The sequence below is a fragment of the Rhodococcoides sp. S146-33 genome (genome assembly GCF_059489205.1).
This window is the reverse complement of sequence record NZ_JCAJWY010000001.1, coordinates 352,025-369,465: the sequence shown is the minus strand read 5'-3', so window position 1 is coordinate 369,465 and position 17,441 is coordinate 352,025. Positions and strand designations below refer to the sequence as shown.

Here is a 17,441-nt window from a genome sequence, read left to right as displayed (position 1 = left end):
TTCGAGGGGCAGCGCACGTCGTCACTGGTTTCCTCCTGACGTGTTGCTGATGGATGCGATCAAGTTGGTAGCGATGTCGGCGACTTTGATGTTGCGACTCTGCGATTGCTCGGAGAGAAACTCGAAGGCTTCGTCGGCGGCGACACCGCGCATCGCCATGATGATGCCCTTGGCCTGTTCGATCTGGGCGCGTGTTTTCATCGCGGTCAGAAGTCCATCGACTTCCTCTTCTGCGTTTCGGGCCCTGCGAGAGACGATTACGGCAGTTTCGATCGAGCTGACGAAGAGCCCCAGCAGAGCTTGGTCGATGTCGTTGAATCCGTGCGGGTCGAAACTGTAGATGTTCAATGCCCCGAGGTGATGGTCATCGACGACGAGTGGTGCCGAGAGGTAGCTCCGGACACCGAGATCGGACACGTTCTTTGCAAATCGCGGCCAACGGTCTTCGACGTCACTGACCAGGACGCGGACCATCTTCTGGGTTCGCGCCGCCTCCAGGCATGGTCCTTCGTTACTCCGATACTGGTCCTCGTCGACGTCGTTGACGCGCGGATCCGTCGACGCCACCGTCTGCGGCAGTTCACCGTCCTGGTCGACAAGTGTGATTCCGGCCAGGTCTGCAGTGTTCAGCGCCTCGACCACCTCGGTGGCCATGGCCTGCAGTATTACGGACAGGTCCAATCTCGCAAGCAACTTCGATCTCAGATTTTCGAGCGCACGTGCATAACTGGACACGTCGGCCGAGACGGCTTCGGTATCGGCGGCCGAAGCGGATGCGGTGCCGCTGTCACGATCTATCGGTTCGGTGTTCATGCAGGCACCACTCACTTCCACAGACCGACGCCACCCAGGGGGTGACGCAGTGAGAAGCGGCGCGGGCTTGGCCGACATCGTCGAATCTACCGGAGATGGCCGGTGTGACGTCGTTTCGGGGTTGCACAATTACTACAGATAGAACAAGACCGATCAGACTTGTTCTGGCAGAATCAACGGCTACGTACGACTGTCACAAGCGAAGGACGACGAACCCATGACGTCACCGTGAACAAGCTCTCGACGGTGGCGCTGCTGATCTTGTTGGGTGCAGCCGGCATGTTCAACGGGGTGTCCTTGACCTCCGACCCGACCGGTCGGTCACTTGGCCTGGACGTCGGGATGCTCCCCTCGTGGCATACCTGGGACTACCGCATCTCCGGGATGTTCGTGCTGATCTTTCTCGGACTCGGACCGTTGATCTGCGTCGCAGCGGTTCTCGTCGACGCCTCCGAAGCCCCGGTGTATGTCACGTGCGCCGGGCTGGTGACCATCGGGTGGGTGGTGTGGCAGATTCTCGTCCTCGACATCGACGCCCCCCTCGCCCAAATTCCCCTCACTCTTCTGGGGGTCGCGTTGATCCTTCTCGCAGTCGGCCAGTTCCGCGCGCGTGCCCGCGAACGCAGTCGGCAATAGAGTCACAAGCCGTTAGCGCCGAGCAGGGCTTCTCCCGGGTCGGCGGCGGCGACAATAGCAGCGCCATTGTTATCACCGCGCCGGCACTGGTTGGCTCACGGGGGAGAGTCGATCACCGGGTAGTCGAGAGCGCACCGATCCGAAGCACTACATCGTCTCTGACGAGCCGCAGTGGTTGCACGGGATGCTCCACTCGACGCTTCGATCAGGGGCATTCACTGACTTACTTCGACGAGTGGAGCACCAGTTGCTCAGGAGTCGACGTCCGATCGGTGGGTGCGCCGGACTCTGGCGACAGTCACGGCCGCCAGGATCAACCCCGCGACTGTGAGAAAGTCCGATTCGGTCAGACCTCTGTCCGCGTCGATCACGTACAACACCGCGCCTTCGATGGGGGTGTTGAAGAACAACCACAGAATCGACACAACACCCAGCGAGATTGCTGCAGGCCACGACGGCTTGGCCAATGACCATGCTGCTGAGGCGAACACTGCGTTCATCAGAACGAGCGCGTGGAACGGATCGGTAGTCGGCACGGGTACATCATTGCCGACTGTCGTGTCAGCGCCGCATCGGAGCGACGCCCTGAGGCGACCCCTGACATGTCGGTCCGACGGCTTCTCGAATGTCCGATGGCCCCGACTCAAAATTTGTGAGACCGTGCGGTATGCGATCGCACGAGGAGTACATGTTCATCCCGGACCTGTACGAAGGCTGGATCGGAAACGGATACGTCTCAACCATCATCTGCGAGGCGTCGACCGCTGAGGTACTGCAGGCTTTCGGTGCGGACAACACCGAACACGTGACTGCAGAGGGCATCACCGATCTGTTGCCCGCAGAGGACGATCTGGATGCAGCGGGCAAGCTCGACGGCCTCGATGCTCAAATCATTGCAGTCATGGATCTCGGTGATGACAAAGCGCTCCTCGTGCAACAGAACTCGCAGTACGTGGGAGCAACGGAATCATACTTGCAGCCGCTGTTCGCAGGCCGAGACATCCTGTCACACAGCAGTCTCGGCTCGGGGGAGCGGTTCGTATGGTGGTCAGACGGAAAGGTCGTCGCCGATTTCGATCCCTATCACTACGACTCCGAGGAACGCGGTGCACCGAAATCTGTGATCGAAGCAGCCCGTGCGATCGGCGGGATCGGTATCGACGGTCCACCACCGCAGAACGACGGATACCCCTCGGTAGCAGGCTCGTTCGCGTTGGCCGATCATCTGACTCAGTCTCACGTCAGCCCTGATGTGTTGAGCCGCGGGATCTTTGCCGTCGCAGTGGTTCGGACAGGGCCCGCGCTTCCCGTCGAGCCGCCACGCACTTTCGAGTCCGAATCTTCGTGGGGTGCCGTCATGGATCGGTACCATAAGTCTTCCCGGCTGTCCCGGTACGGACGGGCCGTCGAGACCAGGGGAGATCGGGTAGCGAATATTCGGTTCTGGTACCGCCCATATCGGTCGTACCGGATGGCAGACCGAGAAGGGCTCCGGCACATCATCAACCGGCGCGGCGACTACTGGTCCAGAGTGGACGGCGTTCTGCAGAAAGGCGCTCCGCCAATAGGTCTCGAGGTACACCCTGACACCCTGGTCGAGGTGCAGAAGAACTGGGACGTCGAGTTCAGCACTCTGATTGCCGACAACACCGAAGGAACTGCTGTCGAGGTCGGCGGTAGGGCGGCATGGGAGTTCGAGCTACCGCCGGGGTGGCAGGGCTTTCCGAGCGCCGTGGCGTTCGATGCGAAGTGGGGTATAGCTTTGCGCCGGAACATGCCGTACATCAGCATCGAGTTCAGCGAAATCGTCGTCGGGGTGGATTTGTCCGACGATCTGTTCGACGGTGATTGACCTGAGGGGTGCACCTAACGCTCCATTGGACGCCTCTGTCAGGGGCATCCCCGTACATGGACCTCGGAGCGGAGCAGAAATTGCACTCGGCTTCACATACTGCGTTTCCGGCATAGGTGGCTACTTGCAGCCCTAGTGCTCGATAGTGCGTCGGACAGTGAATCTGTCACTGCGAGAGACGATCACCCGAGCCGACGGGAGTGACGCCGGAGATCAGGTCGATCAGCCCGAACGGGGATCGTTCCCCGAGACACAGGTCGAGCGTTTCGTGTGCCTGAACGGCCACCGCTTCACTTCGCGTGAACATGGCCTTCTCGAAGACCGACACCGCTGCGTCGATGTCGCCGCGGTGATCGGAAAGCGCGCGCGCGAGTTCGGCCCCGTCGAACATCGCCAGATTGGCACCGTCACCGGAGGGAGGCATGAGATGTGCGGCATCGCCCACCAGGGTTACTCCCCGCGTGGAATCCCAGCGGTGGTCGTTGGGGAGCGTGAAGATCTTGCGGGGTACCAGCGCGGTGGTCCCGTCGGTGATCAACGCTGTCAATTCCGTTGCCCACCCTTCGAATTCGGCTGCGACAGCGGCTTTGGCGGAGGCAGTATCGGTGAAGTCGATCGCGTCGATCCAGTCGGCGCTACGGTTGAGCTGAACGTACGTGTGCAGAATGTCGCCGGCCTCGCGGTGTACGGAGATTCCCTTGCCCGGTGTGAGTGCGAACATCGCACCACTACCGACTGCGCGAGCGGTGGCGGGGTGGCGTACGTCGACATCATGGAGGTAGGTCTCCACGAAGACGGTACCCACGTAGTCGGGTACGGCGGCCGAGAGCAGCGATCGAACTCGTGACCATGCGCCGTCGGCACCGACGAGCAGATCGCTGACCGTGGTAGTTCCGTTCTCGAACTCGAGTGCGCGTTGCCCGTCGCCCAGTGGGCGCACGGAGGTGAGCTTGTGACCCCACTGGACGGTGTCGGCCGGCAGTGAGTCGAGCAGAATTTGTCGGAGGTCGCCGCGCAGCACCTCTGGTCGACCGCCGGTGCCGTCGTCGGGTTCATCGAACAGAACCTCGCCGTCGGGGCGTAGGACGCGAGTCGCTTCGCCTCCCTCGTGGATGATGGCGCGGAACTGCTCGGTGAGCCCGGCCGCGGCGAGAGCGACCTGCCCGTCGTTCTCGTGAATGTCGAGCTGCCCGCCCTGGGTGCGCGCGTCAGCCGTGGTGTCGGCCTCGTACACCGTGGCGGCGATTCCCTGAACGTGCAGTACTCGCGCCAGCACCAGGCCGCCCAGTCCTGCACCGATGATCGAAATGGATGTACCCATGAGAAGTCTCCGCCTGTTGTTGGAACACTGTTCCATTCAAGGATGGAACAGCGTTCCAAAACTGTCAAGCGGGGTAGGTTCCAGAGAATGGTTTAACCGCGGTCGATGCCGGCGAGGATGATGTCGACCCCGGCCTGGAATTGCTCTCTGTCGTCGTGGCCGGCGAACTGCGACGCGATCCGCGTCAGGAACGGATAGTCGCCGGTGTCGGTCACCGCCGAGCGCGTGGAGTCGAGAAATGCCGCTCGGTCCGTCACCGTGGCGGCCAGTTGCCGTCCGGCATCGCGCTGACTCGCAGCCCCGAGGGCGTGGTACATGAGCACGGAAGCGGCGTCGAACTGTGCATTTTCCGGAACTCCGCGTGCGTCCAACTCGGTTCCGATGCGGTCGAAGAGATGCATGACCGCCGGCTGCCACGGCGCACCGGCGAGTTGCGTTGCCACCCACGGCCGTGTGGTGATCATGTCGAACACCCGCATCATCAGACCGCGAACACCCAGCTCGGTCTTTTCGTTCTCGGGTGAGGATTCGAAGATCGATGCCATAACGGCTTCGGCCGCTGCTGCGAGAAGATCATCCCTGTTGCCGACGTGGTGATACAGCGCGCCGGGGCCCGTGGACAGGTGTGCGGCGAGGGTGCGAAACGTCAGAGCATCGGTGCCACCCTCACCGAGCATCTCGATCGCTGCCTGCACGATGCGCTCCTTCGACAGGGCATCGGAACGTCGCGCGGGTGTCGGCCTAGTGTTCGTCATGCGCAGATCCTGTCACAGCTGGAACGTTGTTCCATGTCTGGACGCGCGACGCGCATCATCGTCTCTGTTCGGGAATCGAAGCGCGACTGAGGGATTGGTCGACGAAGTCGATCATCCAGTCGAAACTGTCGTCGAGGTCGGTACCGAGTTGAAAGCTACCCGCGGTTTCGAGGGTGGCGAATCCGTGCAGCAGGCTTCGCAGCATTCGTAGAGCATGTGTCTGCTGTGCCGGGTCGATGCGGTAGCCGTGCAACATGGCGGCCCAGGAATCCATGACGCGGTTGGCTGCGGCCATGAGGGGGTCGTCGGGCCCGGTGATCTGGGCGGCGTTGCCTGCGGCATAGCGGCCGGGATGGGCGATGACGTACTCGCGCATGGCGCGCGTTCCGGCGACGAGGGCATCGCGACCTGCGCGGCCCTGGGTGGCGTCGCGGATTGCGTCGCCCAGTTCGTTCATGGCCAGCACGCCGACGCGATGCACCAGATCGGCCAAATTATCGACATGCTTGTAGAGCGAGGGTGTCTTTACTCCGAGTCGTTCGGCCACCAGTCCCATGGACATCCGGTCGATGCCGATCTCGTCGGCCAGGTCGGCACCGGCTTCGGTGACCGACGCGGGAGCGAGGCCGGCCCTAGGCATGGGTGTGTGTGCGCGAGAGAAACGGAAGTGTCACGGCAAGAAGCTCATTGGGAGTCTGAGCGTGCGGATAGTGACCGACGCCGTCGAGGACGACTACCTCACCGATGCCGGTGGGGAGATCGGCGACGATGCGGTCGCCCTCGGCGCGGGGGTCGGCAAAATCGGGATCGGCACCACCTTCGACGATGAGCACCGGGCACTGCACGTTGCTCAACTGTGCACCGGCGTCGGTGGGTGCCGACTTGCACATGGCCTGAACGGCTTTCATCCGGCCGGGCCCGCGCAGGACCGTGGTGATGCGGGCCAACTCGTCGTCCCAGTCGACGGGCTTCGTCGGGTACGCAAGATCGAGGTACTTTTGCCAGGCGCTGAGGCTGCCGGTCATCACGGTTCGACCCAGCAGTACTGTCGCGCTTCGGTACCGCTTGTTCGTCAACAGCGCGCCCATGGAGTAGGTGACGGCGCGAGTGAAGGGTGCCAGCTCGACGAGGCCCACGATCGATTCGGGGGCGGTGGCGGCAGCGATGGTCGCGGCACCGCCGCTGATCGAATGTCCGATGATCACAGCCGGCCCACCGAGATGGCGAACGAGGGCGACGAGGTCGCCGGCGATGTCGGTCCGGCTGTAGCCGTCCCACCCGAGGCTGGACTCACCGCAGCCGCGAATGTCGAGATTCGCTACCCGGTAACCGGCCTCGACCAGGGCCGGGGCGAGGAAGCGGTATGCGTGCCGACTGTCTCCGATGCCGTGGGCCAGGACGACGAGGGGCCCGTCGCCGATCACGTCGTATGCGAGGGTGTTGTCGCCGATGGTAAGTAGTTCGGTCATGGTGGGCTCCGGGATCGATGAGGCTAACTGATGTAGCTAAAAGCTAATCCGATTAGCCAACCGTGTCAACCCCGCATTCGTTGCGACGAGCGCTGAGTCGTTCCAGCGCGCGGCGCAGCCCGCGCCGCAGTCAGAGCTTCAGCGCTCTAGCGCGCCGCACAGCCGCGGCGGCGGCCTGCTGTTCGTAGGCGAACAACAAGCCGTACGTGAAACCGTTCTCCGCGGGTCGGGTTCCCGCCGATGCCCCGAGGCGGCGAAGGAACTCTGCAGCGACCAAGCTGTCCTGGTGTTCTCCGAGGACTTCCTGAACGTGCTTGTAACGCCGAATCGTCTTCTTGGAGTGCTTCTTACCGGTCAGCGGTGCCGCCAGCTCCGAGGCGTACCGCGCACGCTTGAACGCTTTACGGGCTCGGTGAAACACCTCGTCGTTGCCGGGTTCGCTCATGATTGCGGACTTCAGCCGGGTGCGGGCCTTCTTCCCGGCTTTGTTCTCCAGTGATGTCACCTTTCGGTGGGACAACGAAAGCACCGCAGAGTCCAGGGTGGCGAGTGCGCTGATCAGCGCGGCATAGCGGTCGCCGGAGAGAACGGTATCGACATCGGCCCGGTAGTTGCGTTGCTCGGCAGCGAGTGTGGTCTCGATGTCGGCCGCCACGGGTCCGAGTACCCATTCGTCGGGGAGATCGGCCACCGCGTGCGCGAAACGATCCCGCTGCACTTCGCGATCGCGAACGTGACCAAGAATGCCTGCGTACCAGGATAATTCCTGGTCCAGATGGGTAGCGACACCTGCATCGAAGGCATCGGTGAATATACGCAGAGTGCTGCGAAGTCGCCGAATGGCGACGCGGGTGGCGTGGATCGGATCCTCACCGCGCCGAAGCGCGGCATCGCCCTCTCGAATTGCGCTCGTCTGTTCTCGTACGTACGCGGCAACCGGTGCCCGGTCAGTGTCCTGATGCGATGTCGAAGATGTCGTCATCGGTGAGGATGCCCCGAGTCCGCACCGATCGAAACCACCGCGATCGAAACCGATGATGGCAGCAACTGAAAGTTCTGTCGTCCACTGTTCACTTTCCGGCTTCCTTGTGGATGCGTACGGAGACTGCGTAGGTCGATGGGTGGGTCGATACTGCATTCATGCCAGCGACACCAGACAACCCGAGCGAACGTGGTCGGATGCTCGCCTTCGCTGTCCAGTGGACGCCCTACGGCGGCGGAGATCCCGAAGACATCATGGTCGCATTCGGAGTTCCGCCGGAGACGTATTTCCGCAGGTTGCGGAACCTGCTGGCTGATCCGGCGCAGCCCGTTGAGCTCGACGCACGCACCGTGGATGCGGTACTCCGGGTGTGCCGTCGACGGCTCGAATTCGCTGCCGGATCGGCAGGGGCAGCGAGAGTCGGGCAATGACAGCGCTCCGTACTCCGAACACGGGCACCAGTGCTGCCCACTTCATCGCGCGTTCACCTGGGACGAGTTTCTCCTCGCGGTCCAGTGACCGGAGCATGAACACCCCTGGCCCCTGCACTCCCGATCGTGCACAAGCGCAAGTCTTCGCCGCCATGTTGACCGCCGAGATCGAGACCGTCGAAGAAGCGGAAAGATTCGCTCGCCAGGCCGGACAAAACGGCCAGGGCGCGGCCCGGTTGTGGCACCAGGAAGAAGCTCGGTCGCACCGACGTTCGTTGTACGAAGTGCACCGTCAACTAGATGTTCTCACCAGGCGTTTCCCCGACTTGCCTGCCTGATTCACCGTACCGACCGGTCGATTTCGGTGGCCAGTATTGACGCTTAGCCTAATGAAGTGGATTCTTTCACGCATGACCACCACATCCACCGAACACGAGCACATCGATGCAGTACGCGATCGTCTTGCAGCACTTTTTCCGAACGTGCCACGCTCTGTGATCGACGAGACCATCGCCGCCGAGCACGCCCGTTTCGAGGGCAATTCCATCCGCGATTTTGTGCCACTGTTCGTCGAGCGTAAGGCGCGCCAGGCGCTCCAGGACCGCTGACCGACCGACTCCGACGACGACGGCTGCGCCGCGCTCCGAATACGGTCGATCAAGGACGCGCGGTGCCACGTCAGGGCCGGGCTTTGCCGAGGATGCGCGCGACGACCCCGGACCCGAGGGTTCAGTATCGAGTCGAATGTGCGGGATGCCGCGTATGGGGAGCGATCGTGAACCGTGAGGTCCGCTCGCCGGGCTGAGCAACCTCACACCCCTGCTGCAGGGTGCGCGCCCCTTCTATGACCTGAACTCGGGCGCGCGGTCGGGAAAAAGGGTGTGAGGTCCCGAACCCGAACCCTCGCAGAGCCTACGAACCCCGCACCACGTCGTATGCCGGCTTGGCGCTGAAGTCCGAGCGCAGCAGTCCGTAGTTCTGCTCCGAATCGGCGGGGTCGGTTCCCGAGTCACGCAGTGAGTGCACGAATACGGGGCCGACGTACGGCAGCGACGACGCCATGGCCAGGCTCGACCCGATGATCGCGGCCTGTGCGTCCTCGGTGACGGCCATCGGACCGTTGCCGGTAGGTGCGCCCAGTTCGGTGATCCAGATCTTCTTGCCGCCGTCGCCATTGGCCGCCATCGTGCCGTAGGCCTGATCCACCTGTGCCCATTGTCCGTTGGGATCGTTCTCGACGGTGAAGGGGAACGTATAGGGATGCAGCGCAACGGCATCCATGAACCCGCCCGCTCCGGCTGCGTACATCTGCTGCAGGAAGGTCACCGGCGCAACGGTCCAGGCTCCGAGGTTCACGGTGGTGGCCAATCCGGCGCTGAGCACGGTGGCTCCGGCATCGGCGTTGTGGATCGCGGGATACGCGGCGCGCAACAGTCCGGTGTAGCGGGCGGCGTCGACGGGCGCGAAGAAGGTGGGGATGTTGGGCTCGTTCCACACCTCGTAGCTGTCGACGCGATCGCCGAGGTGCGCGGCCGCAGCACCAGCGAACGCGCCGAAAGCATTGGGATCCAACGGAACTGCGCCGGGCAGCGGGGAAGCGATGCCACCCTGCGCCCATCCGGGGGTTCCGCCCAGCACGGCCAGTACCGAATAGCCCTGTGCCGTCGCGGCATTGATCACGCGATCGGTGTTGCCCCAGTCGAACACTCCCGGTGCTGTCTCGATGGCCGCCCAGTTCACGACCACCCGCACCCACGAGGCACCGATTTCACGTCCGGCCCCGAGCTCGTTGTTCAGCGTGGCGTCGTCGAGCGTCAGGAACGGCGCTCCACCGGTGAAACCGAGCCCCGCAGGTGGTGCCGCATGCGCCACCGGTGACGAGAGTCCGACGGCGATTGCGGCGGCTGCGGCCACGGTGAGCAGGCGTGAGCGGAGGGTCATGGCGATCATCCTAAGGTGCGGGTCAGCGGAGCACCGATCAGTGACTCCACGGTGGAGTGGGGGATGCGATCGTGCCAACGTGCGGTGTTCAGTTCGTAGATGCGTTCGCCCGCCTTGACGGCTGCGGTGCGATCGAGCAGGTAGCGTCGGCATTCCGCGACGAACTGTTCCTTGTCGTCGAAGGTGGGCAGCTCGAAGATCGAGTCGAGGGATCCGACGGCCGCGGAGGTTCCGACGACGGGTAGGCCTTTGCTGGCGGCGTCGAGGATCTTGACGCGTACGCCGCCGCCGGTGGCGACGGGTGCGATGAGTGCGCGGCAGGTGCCGAGGAACTCCTGCAGATCGTCGACGAAGCCGAGGTCGCGCACTCCAGCAGGATAGACGGGATCCTTGGCCCCTGGGGCCTTTGCGCCGATGATGCACAGCTCTGCACCGTCGATGCCCGCGGAGATCTCGGGCCAGTACTCCAGCGCGATCTTGAAGGCCTCCTGGTTCGGCGGCCAATCGCGAGTGCCCATGAACACCAGGCGTTTCGCGGTCTCCGCCAGATTCAGCTGCGGCGCGGGTTCGAGGGTGAGGTCGATCCAGCGAGCGTCACGCACACCGTTGTCTCGGTACATCTGCGCCTCGTCGGCGTCGTACGTCCCGACGGCATCCGCCGCGCGGGCGACGCGAATCTCGTCTCGCAGGATGCGTGGTGCCTCGATGCGGCCGATCAACCCGCGCGTCACCTTCCACACCTGCGATTCGGTGTTGACGGTGTTGATCGCGAACGGGGACCCCAGTTTGGTCGAACGTAGAAACGACTCGGCCATGTAACTGTGTTCGGCCACATACACATCCGAGGTGGAGGCGTCGATGGCATCACGGAAGGCGTCGACGTCGTAGCGTCCGTGCACTACCGAGCGGGTCGGCCGCAGGGACTTCGTCAGCAACCCCACATCGACTTTCGGCTTGGGGACGCGGACGACGTCGGGAGCTACACCTGTCTCCTTGGACAGGCAGATCGAGCGCACCTCGAAGGCCTCACGGGCCAGCTGCATCATCAAGCGGGACAATGCGATATCGCCACCGTGTTCGGTGACGGGGTCTTTGGACAGCAGGAAAGTCGCGCGTCTCATTGTGTCACTTCTTCTTTCACCGGATCGTGGTACAAGGCGCGCATGAACCAGACGAGGAGCACGGCATCGGTGATCACCGACGCCACCGCCGCGCCGACGGCACCGAAGGGGAACAGGCACAGCACGAGCACCATCTTGAGCGGCGCGAGCGTCGCGGCGGCGAGCACTCGCGTGCGGTCGCGATGTTGGAGGTAGAGCACGGTGGTGAACACGTGGTTCATCACCCGCATCACCACGAAGAGGGACATCACCACCAGAGCGCCGGCAACCTGCGGGGATGCCGGAGTGAAGAACAGAACGATTCCGGCTGCCAGCAGTAGAGATCCAGCGGCACCGCCGAGAATCGCCGTGTGCTTCAAGGCCGGGCCGGCAGTGACCAATCCGTCTGCTGCACGGAGCTTCTCGTGGAAGGTGTTGCCGAAAGCCTGGCCGATGAAGGCCACGGCCCAGGCCGTCACGGCAGCGACGGAGTAGTAGCCGGCGATCGTGGAGTCGGTGAGGAAGCCGAGCAGCAGCACGTCGCCCTGGATGTAGACGGCGTTGGCGAGGTTCTCCGAGAACAGCATCGACATCTCGCGCCACGATCCGGGGACGCGCGGCGCCGCGACCCGGGTCTGCAGCGCGGCCAACAGCGCGATGACGAAATACGGTGCCGCGTAGAGCAGGCTGGCCGTCGTCAGCGACGGGTCAGGAACGGCGAACAGATACGCCGTCGCCAGCGCGATCGAGGTCGCCTGCCGGGTGGTGTCCAGGCGCTGGGTCAGATCAGGACGGCCGTCGCGCAATGCCCTGCTCTTGTAGGCATTGAAGACCAACTCGCCGCCGCCGATGACGAGAGCGAACCAGGCTATGTAGCTCACCTGTAGCAGACAGAGCCCGCCGACGATCAGTACCGCACCGGCCAGGACCCGGGTGGTGCGCTCGCCCAGAAACTCTCGCTCGCTCACCCGGATGGAGCGGACGGTGAACGGGTGATCCAGTGGCGCTGCAACTATCGCGGCGAGCGCGAAGGCCATGGCGTATTGACCGTAGTCACTGATCCCGAGCTTGGCGATCAGCGCGACGGTCCACAGCAGACCGATACCTCGACCCCCGTAGGTCCACAGGGCGGCGACCCCGGCCTTGATCAGATTGCCGTTCATTTCGACCACCGCATCATTTCGACCACACCGACACAAAACTCTCGGCCACCAGGTGGGGAGCGTTGGCGCTCCGCAGTGTCTCCACTTCCTGGCGGAGTCGGGTCAGCTGTTCCCGATCGGTGACGAGGCGGGCGGTGGCGTCGGCGATCTCGACGGTTCCGCCGGCGACAACCAGTGCCCCGCCGTCGGTTTCGGAGAGCGCACCTTCCTCGAGGCAGACAACCGGAGTTTGGTAGGCGATCGCGCGACTCACCGAACCGGAGGCAGGGAAGGCGTCACCGTAGATGGATCGTTTGCCGTAGGGCACCACGAGTGCTCGGATGGAGGCGAAGAAGGCGTCCTCGTCGGGTCCGTTCACCTCACCGAGAATCTCGACGCCGTCCACGGGGTCGAGCTGTTCGGTCCCGCGTCCGGCGATGCGAATGGCGATCTCGCTCGGTAGACGATCACGAAGCTGCTGGAGCTGATCGAATCCCTTACCGCGGTAGACGAATCCGAACAGCCCGACGGCGAGGGGGCGATCCTCGGCCGGGGTGATGTCGGGGCGTTTGGGGACGAAGTGCATCACGGCCTCTGCCGTCACGGCGGGGTAGCTGCGTTCCAGGGAGTCGGAACCGGAGCGGGTGAGCGCGAACAGAGTTCGACGTCCGACGACGGCCCGTTCCAGTCGGCGCCACGCTGCCCGTAGTGGGTAGTGCAGGCCGTGATTGAGGACCTTCTTGCCGGCCAGAAACTTGGTGCGGGCGGGCCACCAGACGATTCCGGGTGGGTCGTGCACGGTCGCGGTGACCAGCGGGTTGCCGTTGAGACGTGCGGTTGCCCAGAACGGCATCACCGAGCCGCCGCTGAGTTCGCAGTGCACGATGACGCGCTCTGGGTCGACGTCGACGAGCTCCTGTATTGCCCTGCGGTGCCGCAGAATGTCTCGTACCGAGTGCGACCCGGGTCCGTCATGGCGATACTCGATCACCTCGCCGAAATGGGGACGCACAGCGTCGGCGAAATCGTCGGCGTAGTCGCCTACCCCGCCCACTCCGGATCGAGGGGCGAGGTAGACGAGTCGGCAGTCGCGCAGAATCATCAGTAGAAGAGCGGCCGATACTTCGGGCGGTAGGCGAGGGCCTTGGGATCGCGCATCGCGCGCACCTTGGCCGGCACTCCGGCAACCACTTCGAGCTCGCCCACATCCCCGCGCACCATGGAGCAACCACCGACAACCGCGCCGCGGCCGAGGGTCACCCCACTGAGAAGTGTGCTGCGACTGGCGATCCACACGTAGTCGCCGATGACGCAGGGCTCGAGGATCGGGGTGAATTCCGGCGAATTGTGATCGTGGTAGCCGCCGATGATGTGGGTGTCACTGGCGATGACGACGTTGCTGCCGATAGTGATACCTCCGCGGGCGTCGAGCATGCAGCGGAAGCCGATGGAGCATGCGTCGCCGATGGTGAGGCCCTCGGGATCGAGGATGGTGGTGCCGCGGAAGATCGAAACGTCCTTGCCGATCGTCGCTCCGAACGCGCGCAGGAAGTTCTGCCGAATCCAGTGTGACGGAATGAAGGTCACGAACATGTTGAACCCGAGCGTGCCGACGCGGTTGCGTAGCTTCCGCTTGAACGTGATGTCCTGCATCTTGTAATTGGACACGTCGTAGATCTCGCCCACAGGCCGTTCCACCGCTGTCATGCTGCCATCTCCTCGGTCATGTCGAACTCGACCATCGCCTTGACGATCTGATCGAAGTCCTTGGTCGGTGCCCAGCCCAACAGATCCCGGGCTTTGGTGGCGTCGCCGACCATTCTTGCCGAGTCGACGGGTCTGAGCATCTCGGAGTCGCTCTGGACGTGATCACGCCAGTTGTCGATTCCCACTGCCTCGAACGCGGTGGCGACGAAATCCGCCACGCTGTGCGCCTCGCCGGTGGCGACGACAAAATCGTCACCCTTGCCGTAGTCGGCCATCGCTGCCATCGCCTCGACGTAGTCCGGTGCCCAGCCCCAATCGCGTACCGAGGCGAGGTTGCCGAGCTCGAGCGTGTCGAGTGTGCCGCGGGAGATGGCCGCGGCCGCCTTGGTGATCTTGCGGGTCACGAAGGTCTCCGGTCGTCGCGGCGATTCGTGGTTGAACAGGACGGCATTGGTCGCCTCGAGGCCGCGGGATCGGTATACGTGAACCATGTTGTGACTCAGTGCCTTCGATACTCCGTACGGCGACGTCGGAGCAATCGGCGTGTCTTCGTTCTGCCGCGCTACCCCGGATCCGGCGAAGATCTCGGCACTGGACGCATTGACCACCATGATGCGCCTGCCCGACGCCTCCTGCTGGGTGAAGCAGGCATCGAGTAGCGCAGCCGCCGAGAGCCCGTTGACCTGCGTGGTGAGGACCGGGTCGTTCCACGATCGCCACACCGACGAGATGCCGGCGAGGTGAAAGACGTAGTCGGGCTCGATGTCGCGAATCAGAACCCGAGCAACCCCGGGCTTGCTGATGTCGACTCGGTGTTGCGCGACGTGCGGGTTGACTGTGCCGTCGCTACCGCCTGGCTTGGCTACACCGTGGAGGGCCCAACCGCGCTCGAGCAACAGTTCGGCGAGGTAGCTACCGTCCTGGCCTGCCACTCCGGTGATCAGCGCGGTCGGGCGGTGCCCGGTGTTCACGCGATTGCGGCCGTGTCGGGCGACTGTTCGGCGAGGTCGTTGTGCACCATCATCGTAACCAGTTCGGGGAAGGCAACCTTCGGCTTCCAGCCCAGCGCGGCGTGGGCTTTGGCGGAGTCACCGACGAGCAGATCCACCTCGGCCGGACGGAAGAACTGCGGATCGATCTTGACGTAGCGCTCCCAGTCCGTGATGTCGACGGCGGCGAAGGCATGGTCCAGAAGCTCTCGGATGGAATGTGTCTCGCCGGTGGAGATCACGTAGTCGTCGGCCTCGTCCTGCTGCAGCATCAGGTACATGGCCTCGACGTAGTCTCCGGCAAAACCCCAGTCGCGCTTGGCGTCGAGATTGCCCAGCGAGATCTCGCTCTGCAATCCGAGGGCGATCCGGGCGACGGCCTGGGACACCTTCCGCGTTACGAATTCTGGTCCCCGACGGGGTGATTCGTGGTTGAACAGAATGCCGGAGCTGGCGTGCATGCCGTAGGACTCGCGGTAGTTGATGGTCATGTAGTGCCCGTAGACCTTGGCGACGCCGTACGGGGACCGAGGCCACAGCAACGTCTCCTCGCGCTGCGGTACCTGCTGAACCTTGCCGAACATCTCCGAGCTCGATGCCTGGTAGAAGCGAACCTGCTTGCCCGATACCTGCTCGTAGAGTCGGGTGGACTCGAGCATGTTCAGCACGCCGCCGCCGGTGACGTCGGTGGTGAGGCGCGCGTTCTCCCACGAGTACGCCACGAAGGAGACGGCTCCGAGGTTGTAGACCTCGTCGGGGTCGGCGACGGCGAACGCGCGCATCAAGGCGGAGAGATCCAGCAGATCGCCGTGCAGAATCTGGACTTGCGGTAGTTCCCGTTCGACCATGGCGGCCTTCGGATTGTTCTGTCCGCGAATCAATCCGAAGACCTTGTAGCCCTTGCTCAGTAGTAGCTCGGCGAGGTAGAGGCCATCCTGGCCGGTGATGCCGGTGATCAGTGCGCGCTTGGTCATCACGATGCCGCCCTCTCCATGTTGTGTGTGTACATCTCGGACACTGCCGCGTGCAGTTCGGCGGCGAAGCGTTCTTCGTTGTATTGCTCGACGTGCGCTGTGATCTTCAGGGGTTCCCACGTGGTTCGTTCGAGTTCTGTTACCGCGTCGCGGATCGAATCCGGTTGTGGCTGATCGAAGTAGACACCGGATACACCGTCCTCGACGGTGTCGAGGAAGCCGCCCCAGCGCAGTACCGCGCTGGGCTTGCCGTGGACGCCCGCTTCGATGGGGGTCAGTCCGTAATCTTCATAGCTGGCGGCGATCAAACCGTTACAACCCTGATAGAGCCAGGTCATCTGTCCGGAGGTCAGATCGCTGAGCATCAGTACGTTGTCGGACTTCAGCTTTCGCAGTCGGTCTGCCTCGGGGCCGCGGCCGACGACGATCAGCTTGCGGTCGGTGCCGGCAAATGCGGCCATGACCTTGTCCACGTTCTTGTAGGGCAGTAGTCGGGAGATGCAGAGGTAGTAGCCCGAGCCCTTCGAGAAGGCGTCCGCCTCGGGGATCGGCTCGGGCGCTGCGGTCTCGACTGTGAACGGTGCGGGCAGCACCGTCGACCTGATGCCGTAAGCGTCGGCGATGCGTTGCTGCACCACGGTGGAGATGGCGAGATACCGGTCGGCCGACAGTGCCGCTCGTTGGTCCCAGGTGCGTAGCGGTGCTGAAAGCGCCTTGAGTGCAGCGCGTTTGAGTGGACTGCGTGATTCGCCGAGATACATCTGCGATTCGTACAACCAGCGTGCCGGGGAGTAGCAGTAGACGAGCTTGCGACCGGAGGTGTGGAAGCCATGGGCCCAACCGCTGGTGCTGGTGAGCACCACGTCGGCGTCGATCTCCACGGAAGAGGATGCGAACGGGAGCAGCGGCAGGGCGGCGCGGTGGTTCTTGCGAAGGAAACCCACTCGGTTCAACCGGGAAGGCCGTACGTCGAGTTCGGAGAACTCGGGGAACGTCGTCGACGGCTCGAAGAGTGTGGTGTGGATGGGTGCGTCGGGGAAAGCACGTGCCATTGCCAGCACGACCTTCTCGGCACCGCCGCGTTGGGTCAGGTAGTCGTGGGCAATGGCAACGCGGGGTCTCGTGCTTTCGGTCATGCTTTCGCCCGATGGTACTTAGGCGAAACAAGCTGCGACACAACAATATTCGTACTCATCAGTTACCCATCGTGTCGAACCGTACTCGAATGGAGCGAGAGACATCTCGAGCACCGATCGCGTTCGAGCGTGCGGCACTGCACGACGGAACCGTGGACAAATCGGCGTCCCCCGACGAGACGTACGAACGATG

At 63.5% G+C, this 17,441-nt stretch carries 20 protein-coding genes; 5 read left to right on the top strand and 15 right to left on the bottom strand.

Translation table 11 applies throughout. The annotated features are described in order from the left end of the window. Nucleotides 1-21: 21 nt before the first annotated feature. The gene (locus AC5WEY_RS01795; RefSeq protein WP_495644452.1) at nt 22-813 is read right to left on the bottom strand and encodes a GAF domain-containing protein; all 792 of its coding nucleotides are present in this window, start codon (nt 811-813) and stop codon (nt 22-24) included. A 228-nt stretch (nt 814-1,041) separates the two neighbouring features. On the opposite strand from AC5WEY_RS01795, the gene AC5WEY_RS01790 reads away from it, so the two are divergent. Further along, on the top strand, nt 1,042-1,449 hold the full coding sequence (locus tag AC5WEY_RS01790; protein WP_495644451.1) for a hypothetical protein: 408 nt from the start codon (nt 1,042-1,044) through the stop codon (nt 1,447-1,449). Between the two features lie 251 nt (nt 1,450-1,700). Here AC5WEY_RS01790 and AC5WEY_RS01785 read toward each other — a convergent pair whose 3' ends face one another. Then, on the bottom strand, nt 1,701-1,985 hold the full coding sequence (locus AC5WEY_RS01785) for a hypothetical protein (RefSeq protein WP_495644450.1): 285 nt from the start codon (nt 1,983-1,985) through the stop codon (nt 1,701-1,703). 152 nt (nt 1,986-2,137) lie between these two features. Here AC5WEY_RS01785 and AC5WEY_RS01780 point away from each other — a divergent pair, with 152 nt between their 5' ends. Further along, nucleotides 2,138-3,301, top strand: coding sequence for a DUF6461 domain-containing protein (locus AC5WEY_RS01780; protein WP_495644449.1), 1,164 nt, complete (start codon nt 2,138-2,140; stop codon nt 3,299-3,301). Between the two features lie 166 nt (nt 3,302-3,467). On the opposite strand, the gene AC5WEY_RS01775 is transcribed toward AC5WEY_RS01780, so the two are convergent. The 5 genes from AC5WEY_RS01775 to AC5WEY_RS01755 all read right to left on the bottom strand — a co-directional run bounded on the left by AC5WEY_RS01775 (nt 3,468) and on the right by AC5WEY_RS01755 (nt 7,828). Then, entirely contained in the window at nt 3,468-4,622 is a 1,155-nt protein-coding gene (locus AC5WEY_RS01775; RefSeq protein ID WP_495644448.1) for an FAD-dependent oxidoreductase, read from the bottom strand. A gap of 92 nt (nt 4,623-4,714) precedes the next feature. Continuing rightward, complete coding sequence (locus AC5WEY_RS01770; RefSeq protein ID WP_495644447.1) at nt 4,715-5,377, bottom strand: TetR/AcrR family transcriptional regulator; 663 nt, start codon at nt 5,375-5,377, stop codon at nt 4,715-4,717. A 55-nt stretch (nt 5,378-5,432) separates the two neighbouring features. Beyond that, complete coding sequence (locus AC5WEY_RS01765) at nt 5,433-6,017, bottom strand: TetR/AcrR family transcriptional regulator (protein WP_495644446.1); 585 nt, start codon at nt 6,015-6,017, stop codon at nt 5,433-5,435. Next, nucleotides 6,010-6,846 carry an alpha/beta fold hydrolase gene (locus AC5WEY_RS01760; RefSeq protein ID WP_495644445.1) on the bottom strand — a complete coding sequence of 279 codons (837 nt, stop codon included), beginning with the start codon at nt 6,844-6,846 and terminating at the stop codon, nt 6,010-6,012. Before AC5WEY_RS01760 ends, AC5WEY_RS01765 begins: the two co-directional genes overlap by 8 nt. A 130-nt stretch (nt 6,847-6,976) precedes the next feature. Continuing rightward, complete coding sequence (locus AC5WEY_RS01755) at nt 6,977-7,828, bottom strand: CHAD domain-containing protein (RefSeq protein ID WP_495644444.1); 852 nt, start codon at nt 7,826-7,828, stop codon at nt 6,977-6,979. 158 nt (nt 7,829-7,986) lie between these two features. Here AC5WEY_RS01755 and AC5WEY_RS01750 point away from each other — a divergent pair, with 158 nt between their 5' ends. The 3 genes from AC5WEY_RS01750 to AC5WEY_RS01740 all read left to right on the top strand — a co-directional run bounded on the left by AC5WEY_RS01750 (nt 7,987) and on the right by AC5WEY_RS01740 (nt 8,867). Next, complete coding sequence (locus AC5WEY_RS01750) at nt 7,987-8,259, top strand: DUF3263 domain-containing protein (RefSeq protein WP_495644443.1); 273 nt, start codon at nt 7,987-7,989, stop codon at nt 8,257-8,259. A gap of 95 nt (nt 8,260-8,354) precedes the next feature. After that, complete coding sequence (locus AC5WEY_RS01745) at nt 8,355-8,597, top strand: hypothetical protein (protein WP_495644442.1); 243 nt, start codon at nt 8,355-8,357, stop codon at nt 8,595-8,597. A 72-nt stretch (nt 8,598-8,669) separates the two neighbouring features. Next, nucleotides 8,670-8,867, top strand: coding sequence for a three-helix bundle dimerization domain-containing protein (locus AC5WEY_RS01740; RefSeq protein WP_495644441.1), 198 nt, complete (start codon nt 8,670-8,672; stop codon nt 8,865-8,867). 304 nt (nt 8,868-9,171) lie between these two features. Here the strand turns inward: AC5WEY_RS01740 and AC5WEY_RS01735 are convergent, their stop codons facing one another. The 8 genes from AC5WEY_RS01735 to AC5WEY_RS01700 are packed head-to-tail and all read right to left on the bottom strand — an operon-like array spanning nt 9,172 to nt 17,248. Continuing rightward, a complete protein-coding gene (locus AC5WEY_RS01735; RefSeq protein WP_495644440.1) occupies nt 9,172-10,200 on the bottom strand; it encodes a hypothetical protein in 1,029 nt (342 codons plus the stop codon). Between the two features lie 5 nt (nt 10,201-10,205). Beyond that, nucleotides 10,206-11,321, bottom strand: a complete 1,116-nt coding sequence (locus tag AC5WEY_RS01730) for a glycosyltransferase (protein WP_057479707.1) — start codon at nt 11,319-11,321, stop codon at nt 10,206-10,208. Then, nucleotides 11,318-12,463, bottom strand: a complete 1,146-nt coding sequence (locus tag AC5WEY_RS01725; RefSeq protein ID WP_495644439.1) for a lipopolysaccharide biosynthesis protein — start codon at nt 12,461-12,463, stop codon at nt 11,318-11,320. The genes AC5WEY_RS01730 and AC5WEY_RS01725 overlap by 4 nt, the downstream gene beginning before the upstream one ends. 13 nt (nt 12,464-12,476) lie before the next feature. Then, nucleotides 12,477-13,544, bottom strand: coding sequence for a glycosyltransferase (locus tag AC5WEY_RS01720; protein WP_495644438.1), 1,068 nt, complete (start codon nt 13,542-13,544; stop codon nt 12,477-12,479). Next, entirely contained in the window at nt 13,544-14,149 is a 606-nt protein-coding gene (locus AC5WEY_RS01715; RefSeq protein WP_057479709.1) for an acyltransferase, read from the bottom strand. The genes AC5WEY_RS01720 and AC5WEY_RS01715 overlap by 1 nt, the downstream gene beginning before the upstream one ends. Continuing rightward, the gene (locus tag AC5WEY_RS01710; RefSeq protein WP_495644437.1) at nt 14,146-15,120 is read right to left on the bottom strand and encodes a GDP-mannose 4,6-dehydratase; all 975 of its coding nucleotides are present in this window, start codon (nt 15,118-15,120) and stop codon (nt 14,146-14,148) included. The genes AC5WEY_RS01715 and AC5WEY_RS01710 overlap by 4 nt, the downstream gene beginning before the upstream one ends. Continuing rightward, nucleotides 15,117-16,112, bottom strand: a complete 996-nt coding sequence (locus AC5WEY_RS01705) for a GDP-mannose 4,6-dehydratase (RefSeq protein ID WP_032405368.1) — start codon at nt 16,110-16,112, stop codon at nt 15,117-15,119. The genes AC5WEY_RS01710 and AC5WEY_RS01705 overlap by 4 nt, the downstream gene beginning before the upstream one ends. Further along, on the bottom strand, nt 16,112-17,248 hold the full coding sequence (locus AC5WEY_RS01700; RefSeq protein ID WP_495644436.1) for a glycosyltransferase: 1,137 nt from the start codon (nt 17,246-17,248) through the stop codon (nt 16,112-16,114). Before AC5WEY_RS01700 ends, AC5WEY_RS01705 begins: the two co-directional genes overlap by 1 nt. Nucleotides 17,249-17,441 lie beyond the last annotated feature (193 nt).